Here is a 26,405-nt window from a genome sequence, read left to right on the forward strand (position 1 = left end):
GTTTTTTTGGTTCGTGGTTAGAATATTTATTTCAAAAAGGCTTTAATAACTTTTGCCTTTCCTTCTCCAAGATTAATGAGCTCATAGTTTGATGCAGTAGCTGGAATAACAAAGGTTTCAGCGTAAGCAAATACCTGACTGCAGCCATCTGGTGTTTTCAGCAATACTGAAGAGCCTTCTACTAACATCATTACATGGCAGCAATTATCAGTGCTTACAGCAACACTTTTAGTAAACTCTAGCCTGTGTACATCATAAAAGTGGTCTTTATGGGTTGGCAAATGGATTATCTGCCAATCTGGTCCTTGTTCCAGAACATATTGATGAGAAATCAATTCTCGTTCAACCCGATCTCCTTTCCTTTCAAAATCAAGATTATTGAAAGCATGTTCAATATTTATAGGCCTAGGTTTACCTTCCAAATCCAGTCGTAGCCAATCATACATTTTAAATGTAAAAATGTAAGGGGTGGCACTGATCTCCAGAACAAGATTATCCTTGCCGGAACTATGAATGGTGCCATTAGGAATTAGAAACAGATCGTGCTTTTTGGCAGTATGGCACTGTACAAAGTCTTCAATATCTATTTCTTTGCCTTCGGTTTGGCTCACCTCCAGGCTGGACCTGAATTTAACCTCATCAATATTTTCCTGGAATCCCAGGTAGACCTTAGCATCTTCCCTGCAGTCTAAAATATAATAGGTCTCGTCCTGCGTAATATTTTCGCCAAAAACCTCCTGTATGTACTTCAACCGCGGGTGTACCTGTATGGAAAGATTTCCGCCATCAAAGGTGTCTAGAAAGTCGAAACGGATAGGAAACTCATGTCCAAACACTCCAGCATGCTTCCCTAATACTTGCTGATAGTTATTAAACATTAGGAAGTCGAAAGAGACCTCAAGAAGATAACCGTCACTTTCAAATACCAACCCATTTTCAGGAACTATCAATTCAAAGGACCAGGCATAGTTAACCACATCTTTATTAAGGTGCTTAATATGATCTTTAATCCATTGGCCTCCCCAGGCCCCAGGCTCGAACCAGGGCCTTACCCGAATAACTGTATGGCTTATTTTAGCAAGGCCTTCGAATAGCGCCTCTCTAAACATCCAATTAATATCATTTCCCCATTGACTGTCTGCTATAACTTCAATTCTTTCAAGAATGGCCTTTTTGTGATCGTTCAACAGTACCCAATCCACAAAATAAAAGCGCTTATACATTGATGCAGGTTCCGAAGGAGCATTGCAACCTAAATTGGTTATCGAACCTGCCCGCATTCGGAATTGCAATTCGTTCTTGGGAAGATCAAAATAAACTACAGGAACGTTCCAGTTTACCAAAGCAGCCCCGCAGCCGATAAGGATATTTATATTACAATCAAGCTTCGGCTTTACCTCAAACAACTCTTGATTATACAAGCTATCCAGGCTTAAGGTACATTTGGTTCCCCAAACAGAATCATCTGATCCAAGAAATGGCTCAACCATTCGCTCGATTTCCTCTGAGGACTTGAAATAATCAGATGTTTTTAAAATGTTAGTTGTTAAGCCGGTATCTGTAAAGTACTCTGTTAATCCACTTACTACATCGTCCCAAAAAACACCTGCAAACCCGTCAATGATCACTGAGCCTTGCTCCATAATATATTTGGCCAAGCCTTCATAGCCATTAAAAATCTTGTTATCTCCTAGTGGACAAAAGGGGTAAATGTTATACTCTTCTTTTTCCGTAAGATGCCCTTCTAATTTAACAGGCATCAGATATTGGGAAGATTTCCTGCGGATAAGTTCTCCTGGCGCTGCCTCTACTATTAATTTTTCTAGTTGATTATAATTAGTCATTTGTAGTATTGTATGTACATATATTCAATTTCAGCAAACAAGACGCCGTTGATATAACCAAACCTTAGCATAAATAAAGAGAAAAAGGCGTTTTGATAATCAATATGTACAAACATATTAATATTGATTGTAAAAGTAAAACACAATTGATAACTTTTTTTCAATCGGTTTTTGTCGCACAAATTGATTTCGGAGAAAAATATTTCTAGTATTGCAGTTTTATGAAGAACTCCATTGATCACAAAAGCCCTGTTCCCCTACATATCCAGGCAGAAACTGCATTAAGAGAGTTAATAGCTTCTGAAGAATACAGAAATGGCAAGACGTTGCCGAACGAGGTAGAAATGGCCAAAATGATGGCAATTTCCCGAACTACTTTGCGACAAGCAATAAATAAGCTTGTATTTGAAGGTCTGTTAGTCAGGAAGAAGCGTAAAGGAACCACGGTTGCAGACAATGCGGTTAGTTCAAGATCCAACAACTGGCTCAGTTTCTCCCAGGAAATGAAGCTTCGAGGCATAACTATTAAGAATTTTGAATTTCATGTTACCTGGGTATTTCCTGATGATGCCCTTGCAAATTTTTTCGACATAAGTAAGGATCGCCAGGTGTTAAAGATGGAGCGGGTTAGAGGAAGACCGGAGGAACCTTTTGTCTATTTCGCTTCATACTTCCATCCGCGTATCGGGTTAACTGGGGACGAAGATTTTAAAAGGCCGCTTTACGAGCTACTTGAACAGGATTACTCTGTAATTGCAACCCTATCTAAAGAAGAAATCAGTGCAAAAGGAGCCGATCCGTTTATTGCGGAAAAACTGCGGATTGCAGCTGATAGTCCTGTGTTATTAAGAAAGAGGTTCGTTTTCGATCAGGGAGACCGTCCTATTGAATACAATTTAGGTTATTACAAAGCTGGCAGCTTTGTTTATACTGTCGAAAGCAGAAGAGAATAGAATTATTGATAAAGTCTACATAAAAAAAGAGGCTTACTAAGCCTCTTTTTTATGATATTTTAAATAACCAGGAACTAGAAATAACCTAATTATACTTAATGGTTTTTGAACCTTCCGCGCCAATAGTAGCAGTTTTCTTTGCTGCTAATTCAGCAGCTAATTCCAAAGCTTTATAAGTATTAACGATACCACCTGTGCGGCAAAGATCGGTAAAAGGAACCTGCACCTTTTGACCTTCTCGTTCCAGCATAACCGGATGATCCACCTTTACTACTGAACGCACAATTATATCCTTTACCTGCACAGCAGAAAATTGGGGATAATAAGAACGGATCAAAGCAGCAAGGCCTGCGACCACTGGCGCAGCCATACTGGTACCATCCAATTTTCTATAACCAGAACCCGGAACCGTAGAATTTATTTGGACTCCTGGGGCAAATACATCTACTGTAGTTTTGCCATAGTTTGAAAAAGGAGCTTTTAGATTAAGGTCATTGGTAAAACTTGAAGCACCTACTTCCAGCCATGCTCCGGCTTCACCTTTATTTAAATAGGCTCTTGTTGGAAAATTCGGGCGTTCGTCAAGATTTTTATTATCATTCCCGGCGGCATGTACCAATAGAACATCTTTTTTCATGGCATACTGAACCGCCTGATCCACTACTGTTTTATCACTGGAGTAAGCTTTTCCGAAACTCATGTTGATCACCTTAGCTCCCCGATCTACAGCATAACGTATTGCGTTAGCAACATCCTTATCGCGTTCATCTCCATCTGGTACGGCCCGTACCGAAAGTATTAAGGCTTGTTCACATACACCAAGAACACCTTTGCTATTAGTCCTCTCAGCCGCAATAATTCCCGCGACATGGGTACCGTGCATTGCGTCTGGGCCCATCACATCCGGATTTCCGTAATATTTCTCCGAACTCTTTTCATAGTTGTCGCCTACAATGGCACGCGGATCATAATCGATATTCAACTGGTAATCCAGCTGGGTTTTAAAATGATCAAGCGCCTTGCCCAACTCCTGCTCGCGGAAAGCAGCCACCGAAGGAGCGCTTTGTAGGGCCATAGATAATATTCTCAGAACGTTGGCTTCTCGGTTATTAGCCGGACGATAAGCAGCTAATTCTTCAGCTGTTGGATTCTCTTTACCTATCCCTTTCAAAACCTCATCAAGCACCGCAGCAAAACCCTGCACTCCTGCGTACCCTTGCTTTGCCTTCTCTAACTCGGCTGCAAGTTCCTTCTCTCTCAACTGATGCGCTTTAAAATCAGTTAAAGCCTGACCTTTTAGAGTTGTACTATCTTTACCTGCAAATCGCTTACGATCTCTTCTCACCAGCCTTACCAGCTCAAGATTATCCTTATCCACATTTCCTTTGGCAGAACCTATAAAGCTCCAACCGAGGTGGTCGTCCGTATAGCCGTTCTTATCCTCGTCCTTTTGGTTAGAGGGCTTTTCAATGGAGGATTTCAGCAGCACCGTACGAAGATCCTCATGAAGAGTATCTACACCGGAATCAATCACTCCTACGATCACTTTCTTTGCAGGCTTACTTTTTAGCAACTCAACATAAGCCTTTTCGGTACTGATACCAAATACAGAGTCGCGTTGCAGATCCATATTATGCCAGTTATCCTTCTGCGCAGATACCACAAATGGCAGCATCCATAATGCTCCGCTGAGCATCATCTTATTTATCTTAAACTTCATTTTCATCCTATTTCTATCTGAAAACCCCTTCCTATAAGGGTTTCATTACCACTAATTGCTGCCCCCTTTCGTGCACATGCAATATATGCGAATCTCAAAATCTTTTCCAGCAAAGATGGAGCTTATTCACACTATTAACGAAAGGGGGACACTAAAATACAACAGAAAGGCCTATTAATACTATGGCAAATGAAAAATCAACACGAGAGAAAGACATTTAACGACTCCAAATGCATGCAAGATAATGTGAGAAAGGATTTGAGGTTCAAAGAACAAATTTCTGGATTTGGTACGCCATGAACCGGAAGGCCTGCCTATAAAAAAAGAAAGGCCGCATCATGGGGACGCAGGCCAACTAACCAATTATGATCCTAAAACGCTGACATTACCAACTTATTATCGGGATTATAATTTTTTTTATTTTTTTTAGCAGCTGATTGCCTGACATCTCCTCTCCTGTAAATTGAACTATTGGAAGGGATCTGCCGGTAAACAAAAGGAGCTGATAACTTTAAAATTTAATAATCCTCGTTTTGCCCCAGATTCTTCGTCTTATTAACTTCGTCCTGAGGAATTGGGAATAAATAATTTTTGGAACTGAATACTCTATTTTCAATAAGGAATGGTGTATATGAAAGTGTAGTTCCCGATTTTAGAATACGCATTCCATAAATAGGAGCATTAAAATAAGTCTCCCCTTCTTTCCAGCGTCGTACATCATAAAACCGCTGCTCTTCAAAACAAAGCTCCACCCTCCGTTCATTCTTAATCTTAGCCCGCATCTGCTCCTGAGTAAGATTTGTCGGCAGCTTTGGCATTCCGACCCTTTGACGAACAGCATCTACCGCATTATAGACTTCTGTATTTGGGCCATCAGACTCATTTATTGCCTCGGCATAAGCCAGGAGGATATCAGCATACCGAAATAATACCCAGGGGCGACGTCTGCTTGTTGCATTATTAATATTATAGGTAGCACTAGTGCTTAAAAATTTCCGCATGTAATAGCCGGACTTAGTTCTATTAACATTGCTTAATACATTATCCAAACCATTATCGAATGTTTCAACTGCCCGGGTAAGTGAGCCTGTTCTAAAGGTTGAGCCATTGTAAACAATAAATTGTGCCAGGCGAGGATCCCTATTTGTATAAGGTTTTTGAGGATCGTATCCTGAGGTTGGATCAGAGATGGGTTTGCCGTTTGTCATTTCGAAAGCATCTACCAGGTTTTGCGTTGGGTTTGTTCTACCTAAACCTCCGGTAAAACCTATCGGTGCGTTGTTCGCTTCAATGGTATTAATACTGCCTGCAGGTGTTGCAAAAATCACTTCCTTGTTGTAGGAGGTTGCAGTATTTGTATAATCCCACAAATTTTGAAAATCGGCATTTGACAATAATCCGTGTTTATTCTGGTCAATCAGGACCTTAGCTGCTTTAGCTACTTCACGCCAACGATTTTTGTCATTAGCAGGATTGTAGAGAGGACTTGCATAAAATAATAAAACCTTTGTTTTTAAAGCCATGCCTGAAGCTTTGGTTGCCCTTCCATAATTAGCAGCGTCCCAATCTTTAGTCCACCCTGCGTCGATCTGATTAATTGCAGAATCACAATCTGCAACTATTGATTGAACTACTTCTTCAACTGAATTTCTTGGTAGATCCAAATCTTCAGTTACCTTAAATGATCTGTTAGCTAATACTATTTTTCCATATCTTTTAAATAGCTCGAAATGCATCATAGCACGCAGGAAAAAAGCTTCCCCTCTTAATTTAGGTAAGTCAGACCGGGGAGTGATTACACTAGTGGGTGATTTCTCTAAAAATACATTAACCACTCTAAGACCATTATATAGATTAGTATATTGGCTATCGAAGGTGCGTTGCGGCCCCCAGGTACCATTATTAATCGTATTGATACTACTATTTAAGTTCGAATTAACCGCCTCATCGCTTGCACTAGCTAACAGGGCTCCATTACCATCAACATTATACCTGTTGATCAAATAGTTATAACCATTATTGAGGAACTCGCGAACTCTCCGGTCTGTAACCCAGACGGATTCCTCTGTAATTGGTCCCTGAGAGTAGTCTGGTTTAAAAAAATCATCTTTACAGGAACACAGAAGCGTAAGCAGAATTAGTGCTCCATAGGTTTTTTTTATGATCGTCATAATAGTTTCTTTTATAATTTCACATTAAGGCCTAAAGCATATGTCTTTACATAGGGGTAATTTGAGCCTACACCTGCTGTGGAGGTTTCAGGGTCAATATCGAGGCCTTTTAATTCAGAAAAAGTAAACAGATTGTACCCCCCGACATAAAGGCGGGCAGCTTTAACAGGAATTTTCCTTAGAACTTTGGCAGGAAGGCTAATGCCTAATTCTACGGTTCTTAATTTTAGGTAATCTCCAGAACGCAACCAAAAATCGGAGTTGGCTCTATTATTTGCATTATCTGAAAGAGCTATCCTTGGATATTGAGCTTCAGATGCAGTCTCGGCGGTCCAACTATATCTTGACAACTGATTTAATCCATTGGGACCCGAAAATACTATAGGTTTGATATCTATTGTCCTACCTTCAATACCCTGGAACTGAGTGTTTAGATCAAAGATTTTATAATTCAAGTTGAATCCAAAACCATAATAGACCTTCGGAATATCGGTAAAGTTAGTTGCTACCGCATCTCTGCTATCGATCGTATTATCTCCATTAACATCGCGGTACTTGATATCGCCTGGCACCACCAATCCAGAAAGAGCTTGCTTAGGACTGGCATCTATTTCTGCCTGATTTTGGAATAAGCCTTCAGCTATATAAAATTGCTTGGTCCCCGAGGAACCAACATTACCAATGTTATACCCAATTGGCGACTGATAATCAATAATTCCGGCAGGAAGGTCTCTAAAAACTACCTTATTGTTAGCATAAGTGAAATTACCATTGAAGGATAATTGCAGATCATTAAAAGCTTTCATGTACTTCAATCCGGCATCAAATCCTTCAGTTCTTGCCTTACCAGAATTTACAGAGCTGACGGTTATTCCAAGGATACCTGGAAGATTTGAATCCCCTAAAATGTCCCTTCTCTTTTCATTGAAGTAATCGAAAGACAAAGACAAAGAATTTCTGAAAAAGCGAGTATCTGCCCCGATGTTGAGACGATCAATTTTTTCCCAGGTAGTTTCAGGATTCCCCGTGGGGCCAATTTCATAGGCTGTAGTTGTTGATGAAAAAGACGATCCAAGGATCGGTCCTGAGCCCCTCGTATATAAGGCTCGATAGGGTAGTCTGACAAGGTTTCCATTAGCATCGTAAGTAGGTGCGACATTGCCACTTCTGCCATATGATGCTCTTATTTTAAGATAATCAATTGCTTTAATGCCCCTTAAAAACTGTTCGTCAGACACTACCCAACCTGTCGAGGCTGCAGGAAAAAAGCCAAAACGAGAGTTTGGAGCAAAATTCTCTGATCCTGAATAACTGGCAGTAAAACCTGCAAAATATCGATCTTTGAAACCATAATCAGCTCTCATCACCAGCATTCGTCCCCTGTAATCGATTTGATCTACCACATGGCTGATATACTGCTGACCTCTGACTGCGGCTGTTACCTTATGTTTACCGCCAAAAGTCCTGTCGTAATCCAGCCCCGCCCAGAATTCATTGTTCTTTGTATTGTTCCCGAAGCCGGCAAATCTGTAAGCAAGGATTGCAGACGTACGGAGGGTATTCCCTTGCGGATCTACCACTACATAATTCTCTGTCAAGCCGTTGGTATAATTCCCATAACCATCGTAAGAAAAAAGGGCGTTTACCGAAAGACCGTTTGTTATAAAATCGAGGCGTTGTTTAGCAGACAACGTTGCAAGCAGAACGTTTGTGCTTGTGCTGGTATAACCCGTGCCTCTTAGTTGACCAAGGGGATTATTTTGATACATTTGGTTTCCGCCATAACTACCGTCCGCATTTAAAATTGGAAACGCATTAGGAGGTAAATTGAACAAATTATTAAAAACTGCCGCGGACCCCTCACCAACGTCGCTCCTCTGCTCCCTCCGTAACCCGGCCAGAAGGCTTATACCTAAACTTTTGGTGACATCATAATCCAGATTCAGCCTGAAATTGTATTTCTTGAAGTTCAGGTTAGGGTCATAATTCTCAGTCTCGGTTTCCTTAAACAAACCGTCCTGATTATAGAAGGTAAGAGCACTGAAATATCGTAACCTGTCGCCTCCACCTCCGAAAGTTAAAGCATAACGCTGCGTGGGTGCTGAAGAACGGAGAAACCGCCCTACATAATTATTATCAGGATATAAATAAGGGTCTGTTTGATCACGATATCCGTTCAAAGCAGTTTGGTTATAGGCCTCCACCTGATTAGCATTTCTCAAACCCTGATTATATAGCGAGGCAAAGTCGTAGGAATTCAAAGGAGTTGCAAGGTTTTTCACTGACTGAAATCCACCCTGAGCATCGAAACTAAGATAACTTCGCCCAGGTTTTCCTCTTTTTGTGCTTACAAGTATTGCGCCGTTAGAAGCGTAAAGACCATACCAGTTTAATGCAGCAGCATCCTTAAGCACGGATATACTCTCAATTTCACTGATATCCATATCAATAAAGTCGCGCTCTATTCCATCCACTAAAACAGTAGGCGTGTTTCCAGCAGCATAAGAAGACCGACCTCTAACCATAAAGTTTGCATTGTCACCTCCCGGTTGATTGCTGGTCTGATTAACCAAGAGCCCACTTAAACGACCGGCTAGTATAGTAGAAAGATTACTTAGTGGAAGTCTGGGCAAGTCGGAAGCATCCAAGGAACTCACAGCGTAGTTCAGTTCTCTTTTCCTTCGCGAATCAAAAGGAATCCGCACATATTCCTCGTCAGGGTTTGATTCTGTTTTATCAAGAACTATTTCCGGTTGAGGGTCAGCAGCTGCGATTTTTTTTGGAGCAAATCCAGAGTGGCTCACTAAAAGGGTATCATTAGCAGTGCAATTGATTATAAATTCACCTTTATGATTAGAATAGGCCCCTTTACCTCCAACTACACCAATTCTGGCATTTGAGACCGGATCTCCTGTTTCGCTGGTGATCCTTCCTTTATATCTTATCTTATTTGCGGTCTGGCTATAGCCTTGCGTACACCATAAAAGCATGAGCACTACAATAGGTTGCCAGTAACATTTAATATTTTTCATTCCTTTAAATTCTAGTTGATCTAAGCTGACCGGTGGACAGGCCATAAGCTTTTCATTTCTTGTATATTCAAATGTGCATGAGTTTACCACCCCTCAGTCTGTATCAGCTTGCCGGCGCTCTTATTAATTTCAGCTTGTGGAACTGGATAGATATGCATGCGGTCTTCGAAAACCTTATTAAAAGCTGGAAGCTCAAAAACGGAGTAGGTAAATGTTCCGTTAGCTTTCTTTTCTATCTTCATACCTTTAGTTGGCTGAGCCACTATCTCAGGCCCTTTCTTCCATCTTAAAATATCCCACCAGCGCATATCTTCAAAAGCAAATTCTACTGCTCGTTCATTCCTTATCTTATCCCGCATTTGACTTTGGGTAAGATTATCTGGAAGTACCGGCAAACCTGCCCTCACTCTCACCATATCTACTTTTTCTTTTACATCATTTCCCACCGGACCTTCTGCTTCATTCAATGCTTCCGCATAATTAAGAAGGACCTCGGCATAACGATAGAATACATAGTTAAGAAGTGCGCTTGCTGTTGACCCAGAACGTGATGTTTCTGGCCAGAGTCGCTTGATGTAATAGCCGGTTTTTGTAAATGTTAGTGTATTATTAATATCACGTCCATAAGTGATTGCTCCCTGTGCATTAGGTTCAGATTGCCAGGTTTCTACCGTTCTTCCCTGCCAGGTTTCTCCATTATAAAGAACATTAACTTTTAGTCTTGGATCTCTGTTAGCGTAAGGATTTTGTGGATTGTATCCGGATGTCGGGTCACTAATTGGCTTCCCGTTCTTCATTTCATATAAATCTACATGGTTCTGAGTAACAGATAGGTTTGATTGAGCTCCGCCAAAACTTGTTGGAACCAGAAAATCACTAATATACGTTCCGACAAACCCTCTTCCTCCCCTAGGCCATATCCTTATGTATTCTGGTGATGTTGGAACGGTAAGAACTGTTGCATAATCTGGATGCAAAGAAAATTTATTAAGATCGATAATTTCTTTGGCTGCATTAGCTGCCAGTTTCCACTTATCCTTGTTATTTGCAGGATTATGCAGGGGACTTGCAGCAAGCATTAACGCTCTTGCTTTCAAGGCCATTGCCGCTGCTCCAGTGGCCCTGTTAGCCTGAGCAGCTGGATTGGGCCAATCTTCATTGGTTAATGGCAAGACTTTTCTAGCCTCTTCCAGATCAGCAAGTATCCTTGCCAATACTTCGTCAAAAGAACTGCGAGGCATATCAACTGCAGCTTCAGTAAATTCCTGTGCTTCGGTAAGCAAAGCAACTCCTCCAAAACGTTTTAATAATTCGAAATAGAAATAAGCCCTTAGATAAAGTTGCTCGCCTTTAATAAGATCCGGACGATAGTCCGCCGTCCATGGAGTTGAATCCATGTTCGCCAGGGTAGTATTTGCGTTGCGAATCCCCCGGTACATCTGGCTGTAGATGCTAGCAACATCACTTGCACTTGGATCCAGGAATAACCCTTTATTCATTGCAGCTACCTCCGGTTGAGCCCCATTTGATATTGCTTCGTCAGTAAACTGCGCTGTCATTCCTTTATATCCACTTAGCCTTCCATAATCATTGATGCTAAATGAATAGGTATTGTCGGCATACCTGGAAGCTTGTAAAGGGTCCAGAAACACATCTTTTAAAGTTGTCTGAGTTCCAACATCCCGTTGTAAGAAGTCTTTTTCGCACGAAGAGCAGCTAATAGCTACCAAACAAAACAGCAGTGCTTTTATAGTTTTCATGTCTTTACTTATGGATATTAAAAGGTTACATTTAGGCCTAAATTGATGATCTTAGTGGTTGGAATTACAGTTGTTCCAGAATTGTAAGTACCGCCTACGATATTATTTTCAGGATCAACGCCATAGAAATTGGTCCAGGTAAACAGGTTTTGACCGCTGGCAATAAGCATTAAGTTGCTTAAATGAAGCCTGTTCAGCACTTTTTTTGGAAAGGAATAAGCTAATTGAACATTCCTTAGCTTAATATAAGAAGCATCCTGAAGGAAAAAATCGTTTACATTCTCATTAGGATTTGCAGTTAATCCCGGACGTATTGCCGGCCATGTAGCATTTGTATTATCCGGACGCCACCTTCCTAACATAGGTCCATAATATTGGTTGACAGTATTACTATAAAAGACCAAATCTGAGCTCACATTATCAACTGCGTTAAATAATGCAGATATCTGGAAGCCTTTGTACCCTAGCTGAATATTAAGTCCGGCGTTATACTCAGGAATATCAGGATGTCCGATTGGCATACGATCAAGATTGGTGATCATGCCATCTCCGTTTATATCCTCGAACTTCAAATCCCCAGGAATAGATCTTGCACTTGTGAGATTATTAAGAGGACTGTTATCAATATCAGCCTGATCTTTGTAGAAGCCAATGAAATGGTAGCCATAATAAGTTCCCAGAGGTGTACCTTTAGCTCTAAGATTTGGTAACACCCCAGGCGCCTCATCCAATACTTCCCTTCTGTTGCGGGCAAAACTCATATTCGCTGTAATACTATACGTAAAGGCCTTAGATCGATTTTGAAATCCAGCAGATAGTTCGTAGCCATGGTTATAGTTAACCCCGTAATTTGTGTTGGGAACTGTTGCACCATAGGTAGCAAAACTTGTAGCGCCCCGCGTAGTTAAAATATTTGATCTTCTATCGTCAAAGAGCTCGGCTGTAAAACTTAATTTATCGCGAAGGAAAGTAGCATCGAGGGCGATATTCCTTTTTAGGGAAGTCTCAAAACTTACGTAAGGGTTTCCATACTGCGTTTGGGTATAAGTAGTGGCACTGAAATTACTATTTGGGTTACCAAAGGGAATATTAGCTCCCGCTCCAAACCTGTCCTGGTAATAAAATCTTCCTGTACCGGGACTAGGTATACCTACTTTACCCACAGATCCTCTTAATTTTAACATTGAGATCCAATCGATCTCTTTCATAAAATTCTCATTGGCAATATTATACCCGAGCGATACTGCCGGGAAAAACCCATAGCGATAACCTTTCGCATAATTCTCTGACCCATTATAAGTAGCACTTGCACCAAACAGATACTTTCCTCCAAAATTATAATCAACCTTAGTGATAATCCCCTGATTAGCGAAAGGTGCTGATGCATCTAAAGATCCACGTAATTCCCGCTGCCCAATAAAGTTACCTGAGACATTATGCTTACCAAATGTTCTTGCATAGTTAAGAAAGACCTGAAGGTTTGTCTTATTGTACCCTGTTCTGGTATAAGCTGGGGCACCCAGGAAATCGTTATAGGTAGAAGAAAAAGGACTCAGTTCCCGAGTAGATTTATCCAGGCTAAAATATCCAACACTTCCCCGCTGGAGCTTTCCGGAAATAAACGTTGCATCGTATCCAAGCTGAGCCTTCAGTGAAAGGCCTTGAGTGAGAAAATCAAGTTTTTGATTCAACGTAAAAACAGCCTCAGCTACATTATTATCTGTAAATGCATACCCACCATAGGTTAAAAAAGCATAAGGATTAAATGAATTGACTCCCCATGCGTAATTGACAATATGATTATAAGTATTATCAAGAGCTTGTATATCGGGGTCTGACGAGTTGGTATACTGAGGGAAAAATGGTATCCCCCAGGTTGGGATTTTTAACGATCGTCCTACCAATCCTTCTATTCCATTACCTACTACACCCGCCGGATCATTATACTGACTCATCCCTGCAGGACTATAGCGATGCTCATTTCTTCCTGCCAGGTTAGCCTCGAAATTAGTGGTAGGTGAAATATCAATCCCTACCCTTGCCCTAAAATTATAACGTGAATAACTAGGACTCGTACTATAATCTAAAGGCGTTTTAAATTCTTTAAAATTTCCTTGCTCTGACTGATAGCCGAATGATGTGAAATATCTAACGTTTTTAGTACCTCCTGATACTGTTAGATTTTGCTGATTTTGGTACCAGGTATCTTTTACCAGCTCATCATACCAATTTACATTAGGATATAATAAGGGGTCTCCGGTTCCCGCTTTGAATATCTGCAGGTCTTCATCCGTAAAAGTTCTGGCCTCACCAATATTGTCTTGTCCTTCAGAATAGATCATCGCACTTTCATATGCACCAAGAATGCCTGGCCTTGATGTAGGACTTACAAATCCAAAATTTGAACTAAAAGTTACTCTGGCTGGCCCTGTTTTACCTCTTTTTGTAGTGATAACTATAACCCCATTGGCTCCCTTCAATCCGTATAATGCTGTTGAGGCAGCGTCTTTCAGGATGTTAACACTTTCAATCTCATTGGGATCAATATCTCCAAAGGTTGTTCTTTCAACTCCATCTACAATAATTAAAGCAGTAGCTGATGAAGAAACTCTTCCTCTGATGTATAGGTTGGCTGAATTGAAGCCTGGACGTCCCTGAGTTTGTTGTGCTACAAGTCCGGGTACCACCCCAGCTAATGCTTGCGTAACATTTGTTACCGGCGATCGAAGTAATTCTTTACCGGAAATGGTACTGATAGCTGCAGTTACATCAGCCCTTTTCTGACTGGTATAACCATTGACCACAACTTCTGTCAAGGAATTTGACTGTGGAGCAAGTGTAACGGATATGTTTTCAGAACCTTTTATTGCAACTTCTCGCTGTTGAAACCCAATGAAAGAGAATATCAGAACCGCACCGGAAGGAGCACTTATTGAAAATGCACCATTCTTGTCTGTTTGAGTACCGGTTGAAGCGCCTTTTACCTTAACACTTACTCCCGGCAACGGCTCCCCTGTATTATCTTTAACAATACCTTTTATGATTTCCTGAACACTGGAGCCGGAAAGATTAGTAGTCGGACTAAAATTTACTGCATTTGAATCAGATGGTAAAAAAACTGCAATTACTGTAAATAGCAAGATAAGAAAGGCCCTGGAGTACATTAATTTACCCGAAGAGTTGCAAAAGACCTTGTTGTGCATAAGGAAAAATACATACATACTTAATAGTTTAAAATAGATTGGTTACTGCATTTTATAAATTACTGCTGTTCGTTTAAGAGCTACTGCTTCTAAAACTCAAGCAATTTTTCAGGAGGATAAACCTCCGGGTAATCACTGGAGGAATATCTGATTTGGATAAAAACAGCACCATTACTTGCAAGTGCCAAAGTGAGAAGTTTTTAAACATAATGGTTCTAATTGGTTAGGTCAAACTTCATTATTATCGCAGCATTAGAAGGCATTAAAAATCTGCAAATAAGGGTCTATTTTTAAGCAACCGTTCCCAAAACCGCTTTTGAGGGCATTCAGGAAGGGGAATTGATAGATTCCGCAGTAAAAAAATCGTTTTTTTGAGAAGCAAGTATTAACCTTTAATTAACGATGGCTTAGTTTTGAAAGATGTATACAGGAAATTATAGAGGATTAAAGGCATTCACAGGCCGTATAGGATGCAACAAAAAAGGGCGCACTTTTCGGTGCGCCCAACTTGACAGATCTTTTCAAGTAATTCAGGGTTTAAATTCATTTAGCGGCAGCACAGGAGCTATCACCTTATTTACCTTCCCTACAACAACACTGTTCTTCAACACAAAGGATGCAGTGTTTTGAATATCTCTTGACGAGAACCCTATTTTGACTTCATATCTTCCTGCATCTGTAACCCAAGCAGATTTATCCGAATAGAAGGATGCCAGATCTTGCCCTCTTACAGTAAATCTCATTTGCTGGGACTGCCCAGGTGATAACAGAACTGTTTTACCGAAAGCTTTTAATTCCTGCGCTGGTTTGTCAAGACTACTTGTTGGCGCAGCGATATAGATTTGTACCACCTGCTTACCTGCTAGTTTCCCGGTGTTTTTAATTCTGCAATTTATCTCAAAAGAGCCGTCGGCCGAGGGTTTACTTATGCTATAACTTGTAACAGCAAAATTGGTGTAAGATAACCCATAGCCGAACTCATAATTTACGGGCACTTTGAAGGTATCGTGGTAACGATAGCCCACGTAGATACCTTCCTGATAGATCACGCTAAGTGGCTTTTCAACAGGGGTACCTGGAAAATTTTTGGAAGAGGAAACATCTGAATAATTTAAAGGAAAGGTAGTAGCAAGTTTACCCGAGGGGTTAACATTGCCGCTTAATACATCTGCAATTGAATTACCAGCTTCTTGTCCTGGTTGCCAGGCGAGAAGGATTGCATCCGCGTTATCTTTCCAGCCCTTCATATCTACAACCCCAGCAACATTAAGAACAATTATTAGCTTTTTGTTGCGCTTATGGAATGCCTCCGCAACTTTCCTGATCAGCTCAGTTTCTACGGGCAAAAGATGGTAGTTCTTCTCCAGGTCGCGATCTGAGGTTTCTCCTGAATTCCTGCCGATTGTTAATACCGCAATATCGCAAGTTCGCGCCTTTTCTTCTATAGTACTATCCGGCACAACCATCTCCAATGCAGCCTTAGGCCACTTGGCTCCTGCAGCCATTTGAACGGCAGAATCTCTTGTAAAGTAATGCAGATAGTCCTTCTTTAAATCGTTGTCGACCGTATACCCCGCATTACTGATTCCCTTAATCACTGAGATGACATAGGCTTTATTTACATCTCCGCTTCCCCAACCTCCAGCGATAGTTTTAAAAGAGGTATTACCAAATACTGCAATACTTTTTGTTTTATTGCTAAAGGGAAGCACTTTGTTTTCGTTTTTAAGAAGCACGATTGCTTCTGCAGCTGCCCGACGGACAACATCTGCATGAGTCCTTAGATCGGGCTTATCCGAATAAGCATACTTATTAAAAGTTGGAGATTTAAGAATAATGTTAAGTATACGCTCTACGCTTTCATCAAGCGATCTTACATCAAGTGTTCCATTGTTAACGGCAGCAACAATCATATCAGATTGCCCCGGTCGGCCAGGCATAATTAAGTCATTCCCGGCCCTGATCATTGCTGGTCTGTCTCTACCACCGCCCCAGTCAGACATTACAAAACCTTTAAATTTCCATTCGTCTCTTAAAATTGTGGTTAGTAAAGACCGACTTTCGGCTGTAAAAACCCCATTAAGCTTGTTGTAGGATGACATAACGGTCCAGGGATCGGACTCTTCTATCGCAATTTTAAAGCCTCTTAAATATATTTCTCGCAGAGCCCTTTCTGAAATAATTACATCGACCCCATTTCGATTGGCCTCCTGATTATTTCCGGAGAAGTGTTTAACTGAAGTTCCTACACCATTTGACTGTATTCCTCTGACTATGGCTCCAGCCATTTTACCTGAAATTAGAGGATCTTCAGAATAGTACTCAAAATTTCTGCCATTAAGAGGGTTACGATGAATGTTCATCCCGGGCGCTAATAAAATGTCAATTCCGTACTCTTTAACTTCATTCCCGAATGCCCGGCCTACCTCTTCAACCAATTTCGTATCCCAGGTTGATGCAAGGGAAGTTCCGACAGGAAATGCCGTTGCATAATATGTTCTGCTCCTGTCGGCCTTGCGGATCGGATTAATACGAACACCGGCAGGTCCGTCGCTTACGATCAACGCCGGTATTCCTAATCTGGGTATGGCTGCCATAATTCCTGCAGCACCTGGTACTCTTTGTTCGGTGAAACCGATTGTAGTACCATTTTCAGTCGAAGACGCTTTTTTCAACTCGGTAGCTCCAACTACCAGTTGCGCTTTTTCTTGCAGGGTCATTGCGGCTATCACTTCTTTAACCGTGCTCTTACCTAACTGGGGAGTATTTACTGCTTGAGCCTGAACAAGGAAAGGAAATAAAATAAGAGCAAAAAATAATTGCAGATATAACTTCATTCTAGTTTTTATGTTTAATTGGTATTTTTATAGAAGATCAAAGCCTACGGAACTAATAATTGGATGTGCAATTACAGGAAAAAGTAATTAACAACTGATACCAAAATCGCCATAAAAGGGCTACTTTTTCGCACAAAACCTCATATCTACGACATTAGATATGGAAGAACAATCGGGGCACCTACATCTCGTCAAAAAAGAAACCTTTTTTGATAAATTTGCGCCCCTTATAATGCAGCGATAATTAAGATGTTTGATCTGATCTTTATCTTAACTAATTACTAATGCTAAAAAAGTTTAAAATCTTGCTCCTTCTTATCCTGATTGCAGTTGGTGGTGAAGTCTTTGCCCAAGAGGAAACTTCTACAATTCGAAACCTTCAATTATATATTCTTGCCGGCCAATCAAATATGGCTGGAAGGGGGCAATTAACCCAAGAACTAGGGAAGCTTTCGCATTCAAGAGTTTACATGTTGGATAAAGATTATCGCTGGCAGTTAGCGAAAAACCCTGTTCATTTTGATAAACCCGGAATAACTGGAGTTGGACCCGGACTATCATTCGGAATTGAAATGGCAAAAGAAGACTCATCTATTAGAATTGGCTTAATTCCTTGTGCCGTAGGAGGTACTTCAATAGAAAGATGGGGGATCGGAGCTTATGATCCCGTCACTAAAACTCATCCATTCGACGATGCTGTGATAAGGATACAGGAAGCCATGAAAGTTGGAAAGATCAAAGGTATGCTTTGGCTGCAAGGTGAGTCAAATGCTACTACTGAAGCTTCGAAGAGTTACATGAAAAATCTTGAAGATTTGTTTAATAGAATCCGGAAACTAAGCAAAAATAAAGACTTGCCTATTGTTATTGGAGAACTTGGACGATTCAGGGAACCCTTTCAAAAATTCAATCAGGAAGTTCTGGCTCATGTAGAAAAGGAAATACACAATACCGGACTAATTACATCAGAAGGTTTAACCCACAAGGGGGATTCTACACATTTCGATGGGCAATCAGCATATCAACTTGGATTTCGTTTTGCACAGAAAATGAAGGAGTTACAAACTGAGAGGAAAAAATAATCATAGGATTGAAGTTAGTTGCGAGGTAAAAAGCCTTAAAAACAGCGCAGGAATAATACTCTTTAAACAATCCGTCTGACTATCATTTTTTCAATTAGGAGACCAATTAAAATTCCTACTGCATATGCAATTAAATCGCTCCATAGAAACCCTTGTCCTAAAACCAGCCTTCCCATAGTAGTCTGTCTTACCTGATTGATCCAATCAGCCTGGTATAGCTGACTAAACTCTACCAGGTAACAAGCAGATAAACTGATAAAAGCATTTAAGCGAACATCTATATGAACAAATAAAATACGTACTATAAAAAATATCATTGTAGCCCATAAGACATCTCCCACAAACGAGGGAATCAAAGGCATGCGCCTGGAGAGGAGCCCTATTAGTATTATTGAAATAACTAAGACAAAATATATAACTCTTAGATTTTTAGTCATCTTTTGCACTTCCTACTGAGGTATAAATTGAATATTACTAAAACGTACCTTTCCTTCTCCTGATGCATAAACTCCCGGCAATACTCTCATTTCCATCGCGCATGATAGTGGGATCAGGAAAATCTCATAAAGAGAAGTATGGTTATCATCCAATAGTCCTGGGAATTTAACATTTAAATTCCTAATAAATACCTTTTTACTAAATTGCCTATCAGACCCTCTTCCGCCTATTTTTTTAAAAGATTAACTCCTTGGGGTGAAGAATCATTACACTTAATTTTTTCTGGCCTTATCATAAAGCTTTACCTTTGTTTATCATGGGCAACGTACTTCCTTCTTCTTTAATAAGATCATTGAATGAAAAATTTGGGCTGGACCAGGAGCTATTTTTCAGGATTCATGAAGAAGGCGAATCTGTCACCACTGTCAGATTAAATCCTTTTAAACCTTCTAACGCCTTTTTAAATGCTGAAAGGATAGCTTGGACGGAGTACGGAAGGTACTTAAATGCAAGGCCGTCATTTATAGCTGATCCTTTATTTCATGCCGGATGCTATTATGTCCAGGAAGCATCGTCAATGTTCGTAGAGCACATTTTGAGGCAGACAATTGACCTTAAAGAAGATCTTAGAGTACTTGATCTTTGTGCTGCTCCGGGGGGTAAAAGCACCTTAATTTCATCTGTTATCAGCAGTGATAGTCTTCTTGTTTCCAATGAAATCATTAAAACAAGAGTACCGGTACTTTCAGATAATATGACTAAATGGGGAGTGTTAAATTCTGTTGTTACCAACAATGATCCTAAAGACTTCCAAAGACTTGGAGGCTACTTTGATGTTATCGTGGTAGATGCACCTTGCTCGGGATCAGGAATGTGGAGAAAGGATCCTCAGACGGTGAACGAGTGGTCTGAAAACAACGTTCAACTTTGCAGTCAGCGCCAACAGAGAATACTTGCCGATATTTACCCTGCACTGAAAGAAGGAGGTTTGCTAATTTACTCAACCTGCTCCTACTCAGAAGAGGAAAATGAAGAAGTTGCAGATTGGTTAACAGGCACCTTCAAAGTTTCATCTATTCAAATCCCGATTGATACTAATTGGGAGATCAGGGAAAGTATCTCTTCCAAACATAAAAACTACGGTTATAGGTTCTATCCTCACCTTGTTAAGGGGGAAGGTTTCTTTGTAAGTTGCTTTCGGAAAGATGAAAGTTCATCTCTCGCAAAAAGTGTTAAGGCTCGAGCGGTTAAATTAAATAAAAATGATTTACCCATCGTTCAGAGATGGATTAGTGCTGATTCATCCTTGCTACCTATCCCTGTTAGGGAGGGGTACTCTATTATTAATCCTGTTCACGCTGATGATATCCATTTTCTACAATCTTCTTTATACCTGAAGAAATCGGGGGTCTTTACAGGAAAGATAGTTGGGAAAGATCTTATACCTGATCATGAACTTGCCCTAAGTATTTATCTCAATAAAAACATACAGAGAGCTGAACTGAATTTCGAAGAAGCCATTAATTACCTGAGAAAAGACGATTTGAAGTTAAACAATCTGGATCACGGCTGGACCCTTATGAGCTTTCAAGGATTTGGTTTGGGCTGGGCAAAGATCCTTTCTAACCGGATCAACAATTACTTACCTAAGGAACTTAGAATATTAAAGGAGATATAACCAAAACACCTCTTCACTTCCCTAAACTTTATCTTAAATTAAATTTCTTTGTAACACTTCAGGAACACAGGCGTCTAACTGAAAGAAAAATTAACGGATATGAAAATATCCTTACTTTAGACAAACTAATTACTTACACAAAACTCCAAAACAACCTAAATGAAAGCGCTACTCATGGCAGTGTTTCTAACACTGTTCTCATGCATCATCTACGCCCAAACTTTATCAGTAAGAGGCACTATCGGAGATACAACGTCTCTCATCAAATTAAAGAACACCTCAGTGTCTGTTCTTAATGCTAAAGACTCGACCCTGGTTAAGTTTACGAGAGCTGCCGGAGATGGAAGCTTTACAATCGGGGGCTTAACAGGCGGAAAATTTATTCTTCTGGCTACTTATCCAGGCTATGCCGATTACGTAGAACATTTTAAACTCGATTCCGTTTCCCAATCCAGAGATTTTGGAAATATTAATATGCTTCTAAAATCTAACCTGCTAAAAGATATTGTGGTAAAAGGAACTGTAGCTGCTATCAAAATAAAAGGAGATACAACAGAATACAACGCATCAAGTTTTAAAATAGCTCCAAATGCAAAAGTGGAAGACCTACTCAAGCAGCTACCCGGAATACAGGTAGATAAAGACGGAAAAATCACCGCCCAGGGTCAGACTGTAAATAAAGTATTAGTAGATGGTGAGGAATTTTTCGGTGATGATCCTACTTTGGTTACTAAGAACCTTCGCAGTGACATGATTGATAAGGTCCAGCTTTACGATAAGAAAAGCGATCAGGCTACCTTTACAGGCATAGACGATGGCATAAAGGATAAAACCATTAACCTGAAATTAAAAGAGGACAAGAAGAACGGATATTTCGGGAAACTGGATGGAGGTGGTCTTGACGGCAACTACTATGCCGGTCAGGGTATGTTCAATAAGTTTAAAGGAAAAAAGAAGTTTTCAGCCTATGGAACCGTAGGCAATACAGGGAGGACGGGGCTTAGCTGGTCGGATAATAATAAATATACTGGTGGTAACATGGAGATGACCGAAGACGGGGGAATAATCATGTATTCAAATGATCGGGACGACCTTGACGCCTCGAACTACCGGGGAAGTGGAATTCCGGAAATACAGACCGGAGGTGTTCATTTTGATAATAAGTGGAATAAGGATAAAGAGTCAATAAACGCTAACTACAAAAGCGGATATCTGAGTGTAGATGGAACAGAAAGTAATTTGTCACAAAACAACCTTAAGGAGAGCTTTATCAATAATACTAACAACTCCATATTCTCCAATTCTACATTTCGACAAAAGCTTGATGCTACCTATCAATTAAGGCCCGACTCTACCACAAACTGGAAGTTCTCTATTGATGCATCAATGCGAAATACTAAGAGCAATAGTTTTAATACTGGAAGCGGTTTAAACTTCAACGATGTATTAATTAATAATAATCGCAGGACGCTGGACAATGATGGCGATCAACAAAGCCTTAACGCTTCGGCCTTTTTTAGTAAAAGACTAAAGAAACCAGGAAGGACCTTTTCAGTCAATTTCACACAGGGTTTAAGCAAGGGAAACAGTACAGGCAATCTTCTATCAACTAATGTCACGTTTGATAGTATTGGTTCAAAAAGAGATTCTTCCGTAATAGATCAGTTGAAAGACAATGATAACAGCATGATCAGAACCAACTCGAACCTTACCTATACAGAGCCTCTTACAAAAAAATTTTCTCTCATTGTTAATTATGGCTTTGGTATTACCAGTAGCTCTTCTGTCAGGAAGTCTTTCAATTCGGCAGGTGGAAAGTATAATCTTTTGGATTCGGTTTATAGTAATGATTTCGACTTAAACCAGATATCTCATCAGGGAGGAGCAGTGTTCAACTATAAAGAGAAAAAAACAAACGTGAGCTTCGGATCCAGAGCTACTTCAGTAAATTTCCACCAGAAGGACCTATTCAGGAATACACGATACGACCGCCAATTTATAAACTGGTTACCACAAGCAAGCTATCAATATAAGTTTTCAAATTATAAATCGTTCCGGATAAATTACAATGGAAGAACGAGTCAGCCTTCAACAGACCAGTTGCAACCGGTCAGGGTGAATACGGATCCTCTGAATATTACTATTGGTAACCAAAACCTAAAACCCTCTTTCACCAACTCCTTCAACTTCAACTATAACACCTATAAAGTACTGGCCAACCAGGGCTTCTATATCTATGGTTCGTACTCATTTACAATGAATCCCATTGTAAACTCAACCTTCACAGACTTAAGCACTAACGTGAATACTTATCAGTCTATCAACTTGAAGAATCATGATTCCCGAAACTATAATACCTATATGTATTTCAGCCGAAAGATTCAAAAATGGGAGTTGAATGTTGGAGGAAGTCTGGGAACAGACGGTAACGTATATTACAGTATAAGCAATGAAAGCCTGAATAAAGCAACATCGAGTAATTATTATGGAGAATTTTCAGTCTCCCAGAATAAGCCAAAGAAATACGACTTCTATATTTCTTTCAACCCCGCCTATAGCCAAAACGAGTCTTCATTACAATTAAATAAAAACAATAATGGATGGGTTTATACATCTAACGGGGGCTTCAATCTATATCTTCCCGGCAAATTCCAGATTGGTTCTAATGCGAATTATGAATTCAGAGAGAAGACTGCAGCGTTTAATGAAACCTTTGAACGTCTATTATTAAATGCTTCTGTCACTAAGAAATTCACTAAGGCGGAAAACCTGTCACTCGTTGTGTCGGGTAATGACCTGTTGAATCAGAACAATGGCTTTAGCCGAAGGGTAAACAATAACTTCGTAACTCAGCATAGCTACCAAACCATCAAAAGATATTTTCTGGCAACGCTTGTCTGGGAATTTAACAAAATGGGAGGCGGACTTAAATCATCAACTTCTAATACTGTAAAATAATGAAACTAAAACATATTCTTATAACAGCACTCGGATTAATTATCACCTTAAAATCAACTGCTCAATTCGTTAACTTTCCGACAGAGGGTGTTATACAGTTCGAGAAAAAAGTGAACATGTACGCTATTTTCAAAAGGGCTATTACAAAAGAGAACGAAAACTATATGCAAATGGCTTTTGAGCAGTATAAAAAAACGCAACCTCAATTCAAGACTATGAAAAGCACCTTAAGCTTTTCCTCTGGAGCTACTCTATACACGCCTCAAGCAGATCAGCAATCGAGCGGCCAAAACTTCATGAGTTTTCACCCCGCAGCAACCCAACCTAATACTACCTACATTGATCTTAACAGCAGAACTTTCATCACTCAGAAAAATATATTTGAGCAAAATTTCCTTGTTAAAGATTCAGTTAGAAATATCAAATGGAAGATCACAGATGAAACAAGGGAAATAGCGGGCTACCAGTGCAGAAGGGCTAATGCCATCGTTATGGATTCTATATATGTAGTAGCATTCTACACAGATAAGATCCCAGTTTCGGGAGGTCCTGAATCTTTTACTGGTTTGCCTGGAATGATACTGGGTGTTGCTTTACCTCATGAAAACATCAATTGGTTTGCAACCTCTGTAACTGAGAAAAGCGGACAAGCAAGCACTATCAAAGCGCCAACAAAGGGAAAGCTACAGACCAATGCAGAACTTAAGAAAACCGTTGAAGGTTCTATGAAGAACTGGGGAGCCATCGGTAAAGAAGCTTTGAAGCCAATATTACTTTAGCATATGCGCCCGGAAACGGGCGTTTTTTCAAAAGCTTTATTTCTTGCTGTAACGTATCTCTACTTTCGCTACGCCATCATTAAGCATATCAATTTTACGGGCAGCCTTTCTTGAAAGGTCAATAATTCGACCCGCTACAAAAGGCCCCCTGTCGTTTATCTTAACCTTAACCGACTTCCCGTTCTTTAAGTTAGTCACCTTTACCTTTGTTCCAAATGGCAGTGTTTTATGGGCTGCTGTTCTCTTTGAACTTCTAAACTTATCTCCACTAGCCGTTCTCCTACCATTAAACTTTTTTGCATAATAGGAGGCGTTTCCAGTCTGGGTAATTTTCGGAGTACAGGAACTAAACCCAGTGGAAAGAACAATTAACAGAAATACAATTCGATAGGTCATAACACAAAAACCGGTTCAAAGATACGAGGCAGGGCAAAAATAACAAAAGCCCGACAAGCGGGCTTTTGCATGAACTACAAGAGTTTAATTATTTTTTTAAGAATTTGAAATTCTTACCAATGAATTTAGCGTTTTCGCCTAATTCTTCCTCGATACGAAGTAATTGATTGTATTTAGCGATCCGGTCTGATCGAGAAGCAGATCCAGTTTTAATTTGACCACAATTCAATGCTACAGCTAAGTCAGCAATGGTAACATCTTCAGTTTCACCAGAACGGTGAGACATCACTGAAGTATAACCGTTTGTTTGAGCTAAGGATACAGCGTTGATAGTTTCAGTTAAAGAACCGATCTGGTTTACTTTAACAAGAATAGAGTTACCTGTGCTGTTATCTATCCCTTGTTGCAAACGTTTAACATTAGTTACAAACAAGTCATCTCCAACTAACTGAACTCTTGAACCGATCTTGTCAGTTAATAACTTCCAACCAGCCCAATCATCCTCGGCCATACCGTCCTCAATTGAGATGATAGGGTATTTCTCAGTTAATGACGCTAAGTATTCAGCCTGCTCTTCGCTGGTACGGATAGCACCTTTTTCGCCTTCAAACTTAGTATAGTCGTATTTACCGTCTTTGTAGAATTCAGAAGCGGCACAATCAAAAGCTAAATAAATATCTTCACCTGGTTTGTAACCTGCTTTTTCGATAGCCTGTAAGATTGTTTCAACGCCATCTTCAGTTCCTTCGAATGTTGGGGCAAAACCACCTTCATCTCCTACAGCTGTAGAAAGACCTCTGTCATGAAGGATCTTTTTAAGGTTATGGAATACTTCTGTTCCCCAACGTAAAGCTTCAGAGAAAGAAGAAGCACCTACTGGCATGATCATGAATTCCTGGAATGCGATAGGGGCATCAGAGTGAGATCCACCGTTAACGATGTTCATCATTGGAATTGGAAGAGTGTTAGCATTAACACCACCAATGTAACGGTAAAGAGGTTGACGGCTCTCTTGTGCTGCCGCTTTAGCTACAGCTAAAGAAACACCTAAAATAGCGTTAGCACCAATTTTACCCTTATTCTCCGTTCCATCAATTTTGATCATTAAAGCATCGATAGTATTCTGTTCAAATACATCTAATCCTTTAAGTTCTTTCGCTAAGATTTCATTTACATTTTTAACGGCGTTCAAAACACCTTTTCCAAGGTATTGAGATTTGTCGTTGTCACGAAGTTCCACAGCTTCGTGAACTCCGGTTGAAGCACCAGAAGGTACAGCAGCACGACCAACAACACCGTTTTCAGTAATTACATCTACTTCGATTGTAGGATTGCCACGGGAATCAAGTATCTGCCTGGCGTGTACGTCTAAAATTAAGCTCATTTCTTTTTAATTTATTGTTTACCTGAAAGGTTCTTTCAAAGCGCTATAGGTTTATAGTTAGTGTAACAGAAACACTAAGTTTGAAAGCATGCCAAAAATAGTATTTTTTATATTGTTCGAAAAATGATTGTGATTACTTTTCTGTTAAATCAGAAAAAAACAAGCCCGTT

Annotated in this window: 15 protein-coding genes; 5 read left to right on the plus strand and 10 right to left on the minus strand. The window is 40.1% G+C overall.

Features of this window, described 5'->3' with window-relative positions; all coding sequences use genetic code 11:
- Positions 1-26 precede the first annotated feature (26 nt).
- Entirely contained in the window at positions 27-1,844 is a 1,818-nt protein-coding gene (locus J4N24_RS19355; protein ID WP_207535376.1) for a class I mannose-6-phosphate isomerase, read from the minus strand.
- A 221-nt stretch (positions 1,845-2,065) separates the two neighbouring features.
- On the opposite strand from J4N24_RS19355, the gene J4N24_RS19360 reads away from it, so the two are divergent.
- A complete protein-coding gene (locus tag J4N24_RS19360; RefSeq protein WP_207535377.1) occupies positions 2,066-2,797 on the plus strand; it encodes a GntR family transcriptional regulator in 732 nt (243 codons plus the stop codon).
- 85 nt (positions 2,798-2,882) lie between these two features.
- Here J4N24_RS19360 and J4N24_RS19365 read toward each other — a convergent pair whose 3' ends face one another.
- The 6 genes from J4N24_RS19365 to J4N24_RS19390 form a co-directional block, all read right to left on the minus strand.
- Positions 2,883-4,517, minus strand: a complete 1,635-nt coding sequence (locus tag J4N24_RS19365) for a S8 family peptidase (protein ID WP_207535378.1) — start codon at positions 4,515-4,517, stop codon at positions 2,883-2,885.
- A 518-nt stretch (positions 4,518-5,035) separates the two neighbouring features.
- Entirely contained in the window at positions 5,036-6,688 is a 1,653-nt protein-coding gene (locus J4N24_RS19370; RefSeq protein ID WP_207535379.1) for a RagB/SusD family nutrient uptake outer membrane protein, read from the minus strand.
- Positions 6,689-6,699: 11 nt separating this feature from the next.
- The gene (locus J4N24_RS19375; RefSeq protein ID WP_207535380.1) at positions 6,700-9,720 is read right to left on the minus strand and encodes a SusC/RagA family TonB-linked outer membrane protein; all 3,021 of its coding nucleotides are present in this window, start codon (positions 9,718-9,720) and stop codon (positions 6,700-6,702) included.
- A gap of 83 nt (positions 9,721-9,803) precedes the next feature.
- Complete coding sequence (locus tag J4N24_RS19380) at positions 9,804-11,480, minus strand: RagB/SusD family nutrient uptake outer membrane protein (RefSeq protein WP_207535381.1); 1,677 nt, start codon at positions 11,478-11,480, stop codon at positions 9,804-9,806.
- Between the two features lie 17 nt (positions 11,481-11,497).
- On the minus strand, positions 11,498-14,701 hold the full coding sequence (locus tag J4N24_RS19385) for a SusC/RagA family TonB-linked outer membrane protein (protein WP_207535382.1): 3,204 nt from the start codon (positions 14,699-14,701) through the stop codon (positions 11,498-11,500).
- 512 nt (positions 14,702-15,213) lie between these two features.
- Positions 15,214-17,520 carry a glycoside hydrolase family 3 C-terminal domain-containing protein gene (locus tag J4N24_RS19390; protein WP_207535383.1) on the minus strand — a complete coding sequence of 769 codons (2,307 nt, stop codon included), beginning with the start codon at positions 17,518-17,520 and terminating at the stop codon, positions 15,214-15,216.
- Positions 17,521-17,804: 284 nt separating this feature from the next.
- On the opposite strand from J4N24_RS19390, the gene J4N24_RS19395 reads away from it, so the two are divergent.
- Positions 17,805-18,602 carry a sialate O-acetylesterase gene (locus tag J4N24_RS19395; RefSeq protein ID WP_207535384.1) on the plus strand — a complete coding sequence of 266 codons (798 nt, stop codon included), beginning with the start codon at positions 17,805-17,807 and terminating at the stop codon, positions 18,600-18,602.
- 62 nt (positions 18,603-18,664) lie between these two features.
- Here the strand turns inward: J4N24_RS19395 and J4N24_RS19400 are convergent, their stop codons facing one another.
- Positions 18,665-19,039, minus strand: a complete 375-nt coding sequence (locus J4N24_RS19400; protein ID WP_207535385.1) for a ribosomal maturation YjgA family protein — start codon at positions 19,037-19,039, stop codon at positions 18,665-18,667.
- Positions 19,040-19,356: 317 nt separating this feature from the next.
- Here J4N24_RS19400 and J4N24_RS19405 point away from each other — a divergent pair, with 317 nt between their 5' ends.
- The 3 genes from J4N24_RS19405 (at position 19,357) to J4N24_RS19415 (ending at position 24,455) form a co-directional block, all read left to right on the plus strand.
- Positions 19,357-20,718 carry a methyltransferase RsmF C-terminal domain-like protein gene (locus J4N24_RS19405; protein WP_207535386.1) on the plus strand — a complete coding sequence of 454 codons (1,362 nt, stop codon included), beginning with the start codon at positions 19,357-19,359 and terminating at the stop codon, positions 20,716-20,718.
- A 159-nt stretch (positions 20,719-20,877) separates the two neighbouring features.
- Complete coding sequence (locus J4N24_RS19410) at positions 20,878-23,676, plus strand: outer membrane beta-barrel family protein (RefSeq protein WP_207535387.1); 2,799 nt, start codon at positions 20,878-20,880, stop codon at positions 23,674-23,676.
- Positions 23,676-24,455 (plus strand): GLPGLI family protein, encoded by a 780-nt coding sequence (locus J4N24_RS19415; RefSeq protein ID WP_207535388.1) that lies wholly within the window; start codon positions 23,676-23,678, stop codon positions 24,453-24,455. Before J4N24_RS19410 ends, J4N24_RS19415 begins: the two co-directional genes overlap by 1 nt.
- 36 nt (positions 24,456-24,491) lie before the next feature.
- Here J4N24_RS19415 and J4N24_RS19420 read toward each other — a convergent pair whose 3' ends face one another.
- Both J4N24_RS19420 and eno read right to left on the minus strand, forming a co-directional pair.
- Positions 24,492-24,851, minus strand: a complete 360-nt coding sequence (locus J4N24_RS19420) for a septal ring lytic transglycosylase RlpA family protein (protein WP_207535389.1) — start codon at positions 24,849-24,851, stop codon at positions 24,492-24,494.
- 88 nt (positions 24,852-24,939) lie between these two features.
- Entirely contained in the window at positions 24,940-26,235 is a 1,296-nt protein-coding gene (gene eno, locus J4N24_RS19425; RefSeq protein WP_207424661.1) for a phosphopyruvate hydratase, read from the minus strand.
- Positions 26,236-26,405: the final 170 nt, after the last annotated feature.

It is taken from the genome of Desertivirga arenae (assembly GCF_017355785.1).
Taxonomy (GTDB): domain Bacteria; phylum Bacteroidota; class Bacteroidia; order Sphingobacteriales; family Sphingobacteriaceae; genus Desertivirga; species Desertivirga arenae.

Coding starts and splice junctions, on each gene's coding strand:
- J4N24_RS19370 (WP_207535379.1), bottom strand. CDS start 6,688: ATGACGATCATAAAAAAAACCTATGGAGCACTAATTCTGCTTACGCTT.
- J4N24_RS19365 (WP_207535378.1), bottom strand. CDS start 4,517: ATGAAGTTTAAGATAAATAAGATGATGCTCAGCGGAGCATTATGGATG.
- J4N24_RS19410 (WP_207535387.1), top strand. CDS start 20,878: ATGAAAGCGCTACTCATGGCAGTGTTTCTAACACTGTTCTCATGCATC.
- J4N24_RS19375 (WP_207535380.1), bottom strand. CDS start 9,720: ATGAAAAATATTAAATGTTACTGGCAACCTATTGTAGTGCTCATGCTT.
- J4N24_RS19380 (WP_207535381.1), bottom strand. CDS start 11,480: ATGAAAACTATAAAAGCACTGCTGTTTTGTTTGGTAGCTATTAGCTGC.
- J4N24_RS19360 (WP_207535377.1), top strand. CDS start 2,066: ATGAAGAACTCCATTGATCACAAAAGCCCTGTTCCCCTACATATCCAG.
- J4N24_RS19390 (WP_207535383.1), bottom strand. CDS start 17,520: ATGAAGTTATATCTGCAATTATTTTTTGCTCTTATTTTATTTCCTTTC.
- J4N24_RS19405 (WP_207535386.1), top strand. CDS start 19,357: ATGGGCAACGTACTTCCTTCTTCTTTAATAAGATCATTGAATGAAAAA.
- J4N24_RS19385 (WP_207535382.1), bottom strand. CDS start 14,701: ATGTATGTATTTTTCCTTATGCACAACAAGGTCTTTTGCAACTCTTCG.
- J4N24_RS19420 (WP_207535389.1), bottom strand. CDS start 24,851: ATGACCTATCGAATTGTATTTCTGTTAATTGTTCTTTCCACTGGGTTT.
- J4N24_RS19355 (WP_207535376.1), bottom strand. CDS start 1,844: ATGACTAATTATAATCAACTAGAAAAATTAATAGTAGAGGCAGCGCCA.
- eno (WP_207424661.1), bottom strand. CDS start 26,235: ATGAGCTTAATTTTAGACGTACACGCCAGGCAGATACTTGATTCCCGT.
- J4N24_RS19395 (WP_207535384.1), top strand. CDS start 17,805: ATGCTAAAAAAGTTTAAAATCTTGCTCCTTCTTATCCTGATTGCAGTT.
- J4N24_RS19415 (WP_207535388.1), top strand. CDS start 23,676: ATGAAACTAAAACATATTCTTATAACAGCACTCGGATTAATTATCACC.
- J4N24_RS19400 (WP_207535385.1), bottom strand. CDS start 19,039: ATGACTAAAAATCTAAGAGTTATATATTTTGTCTTAGTTATTTCAATA.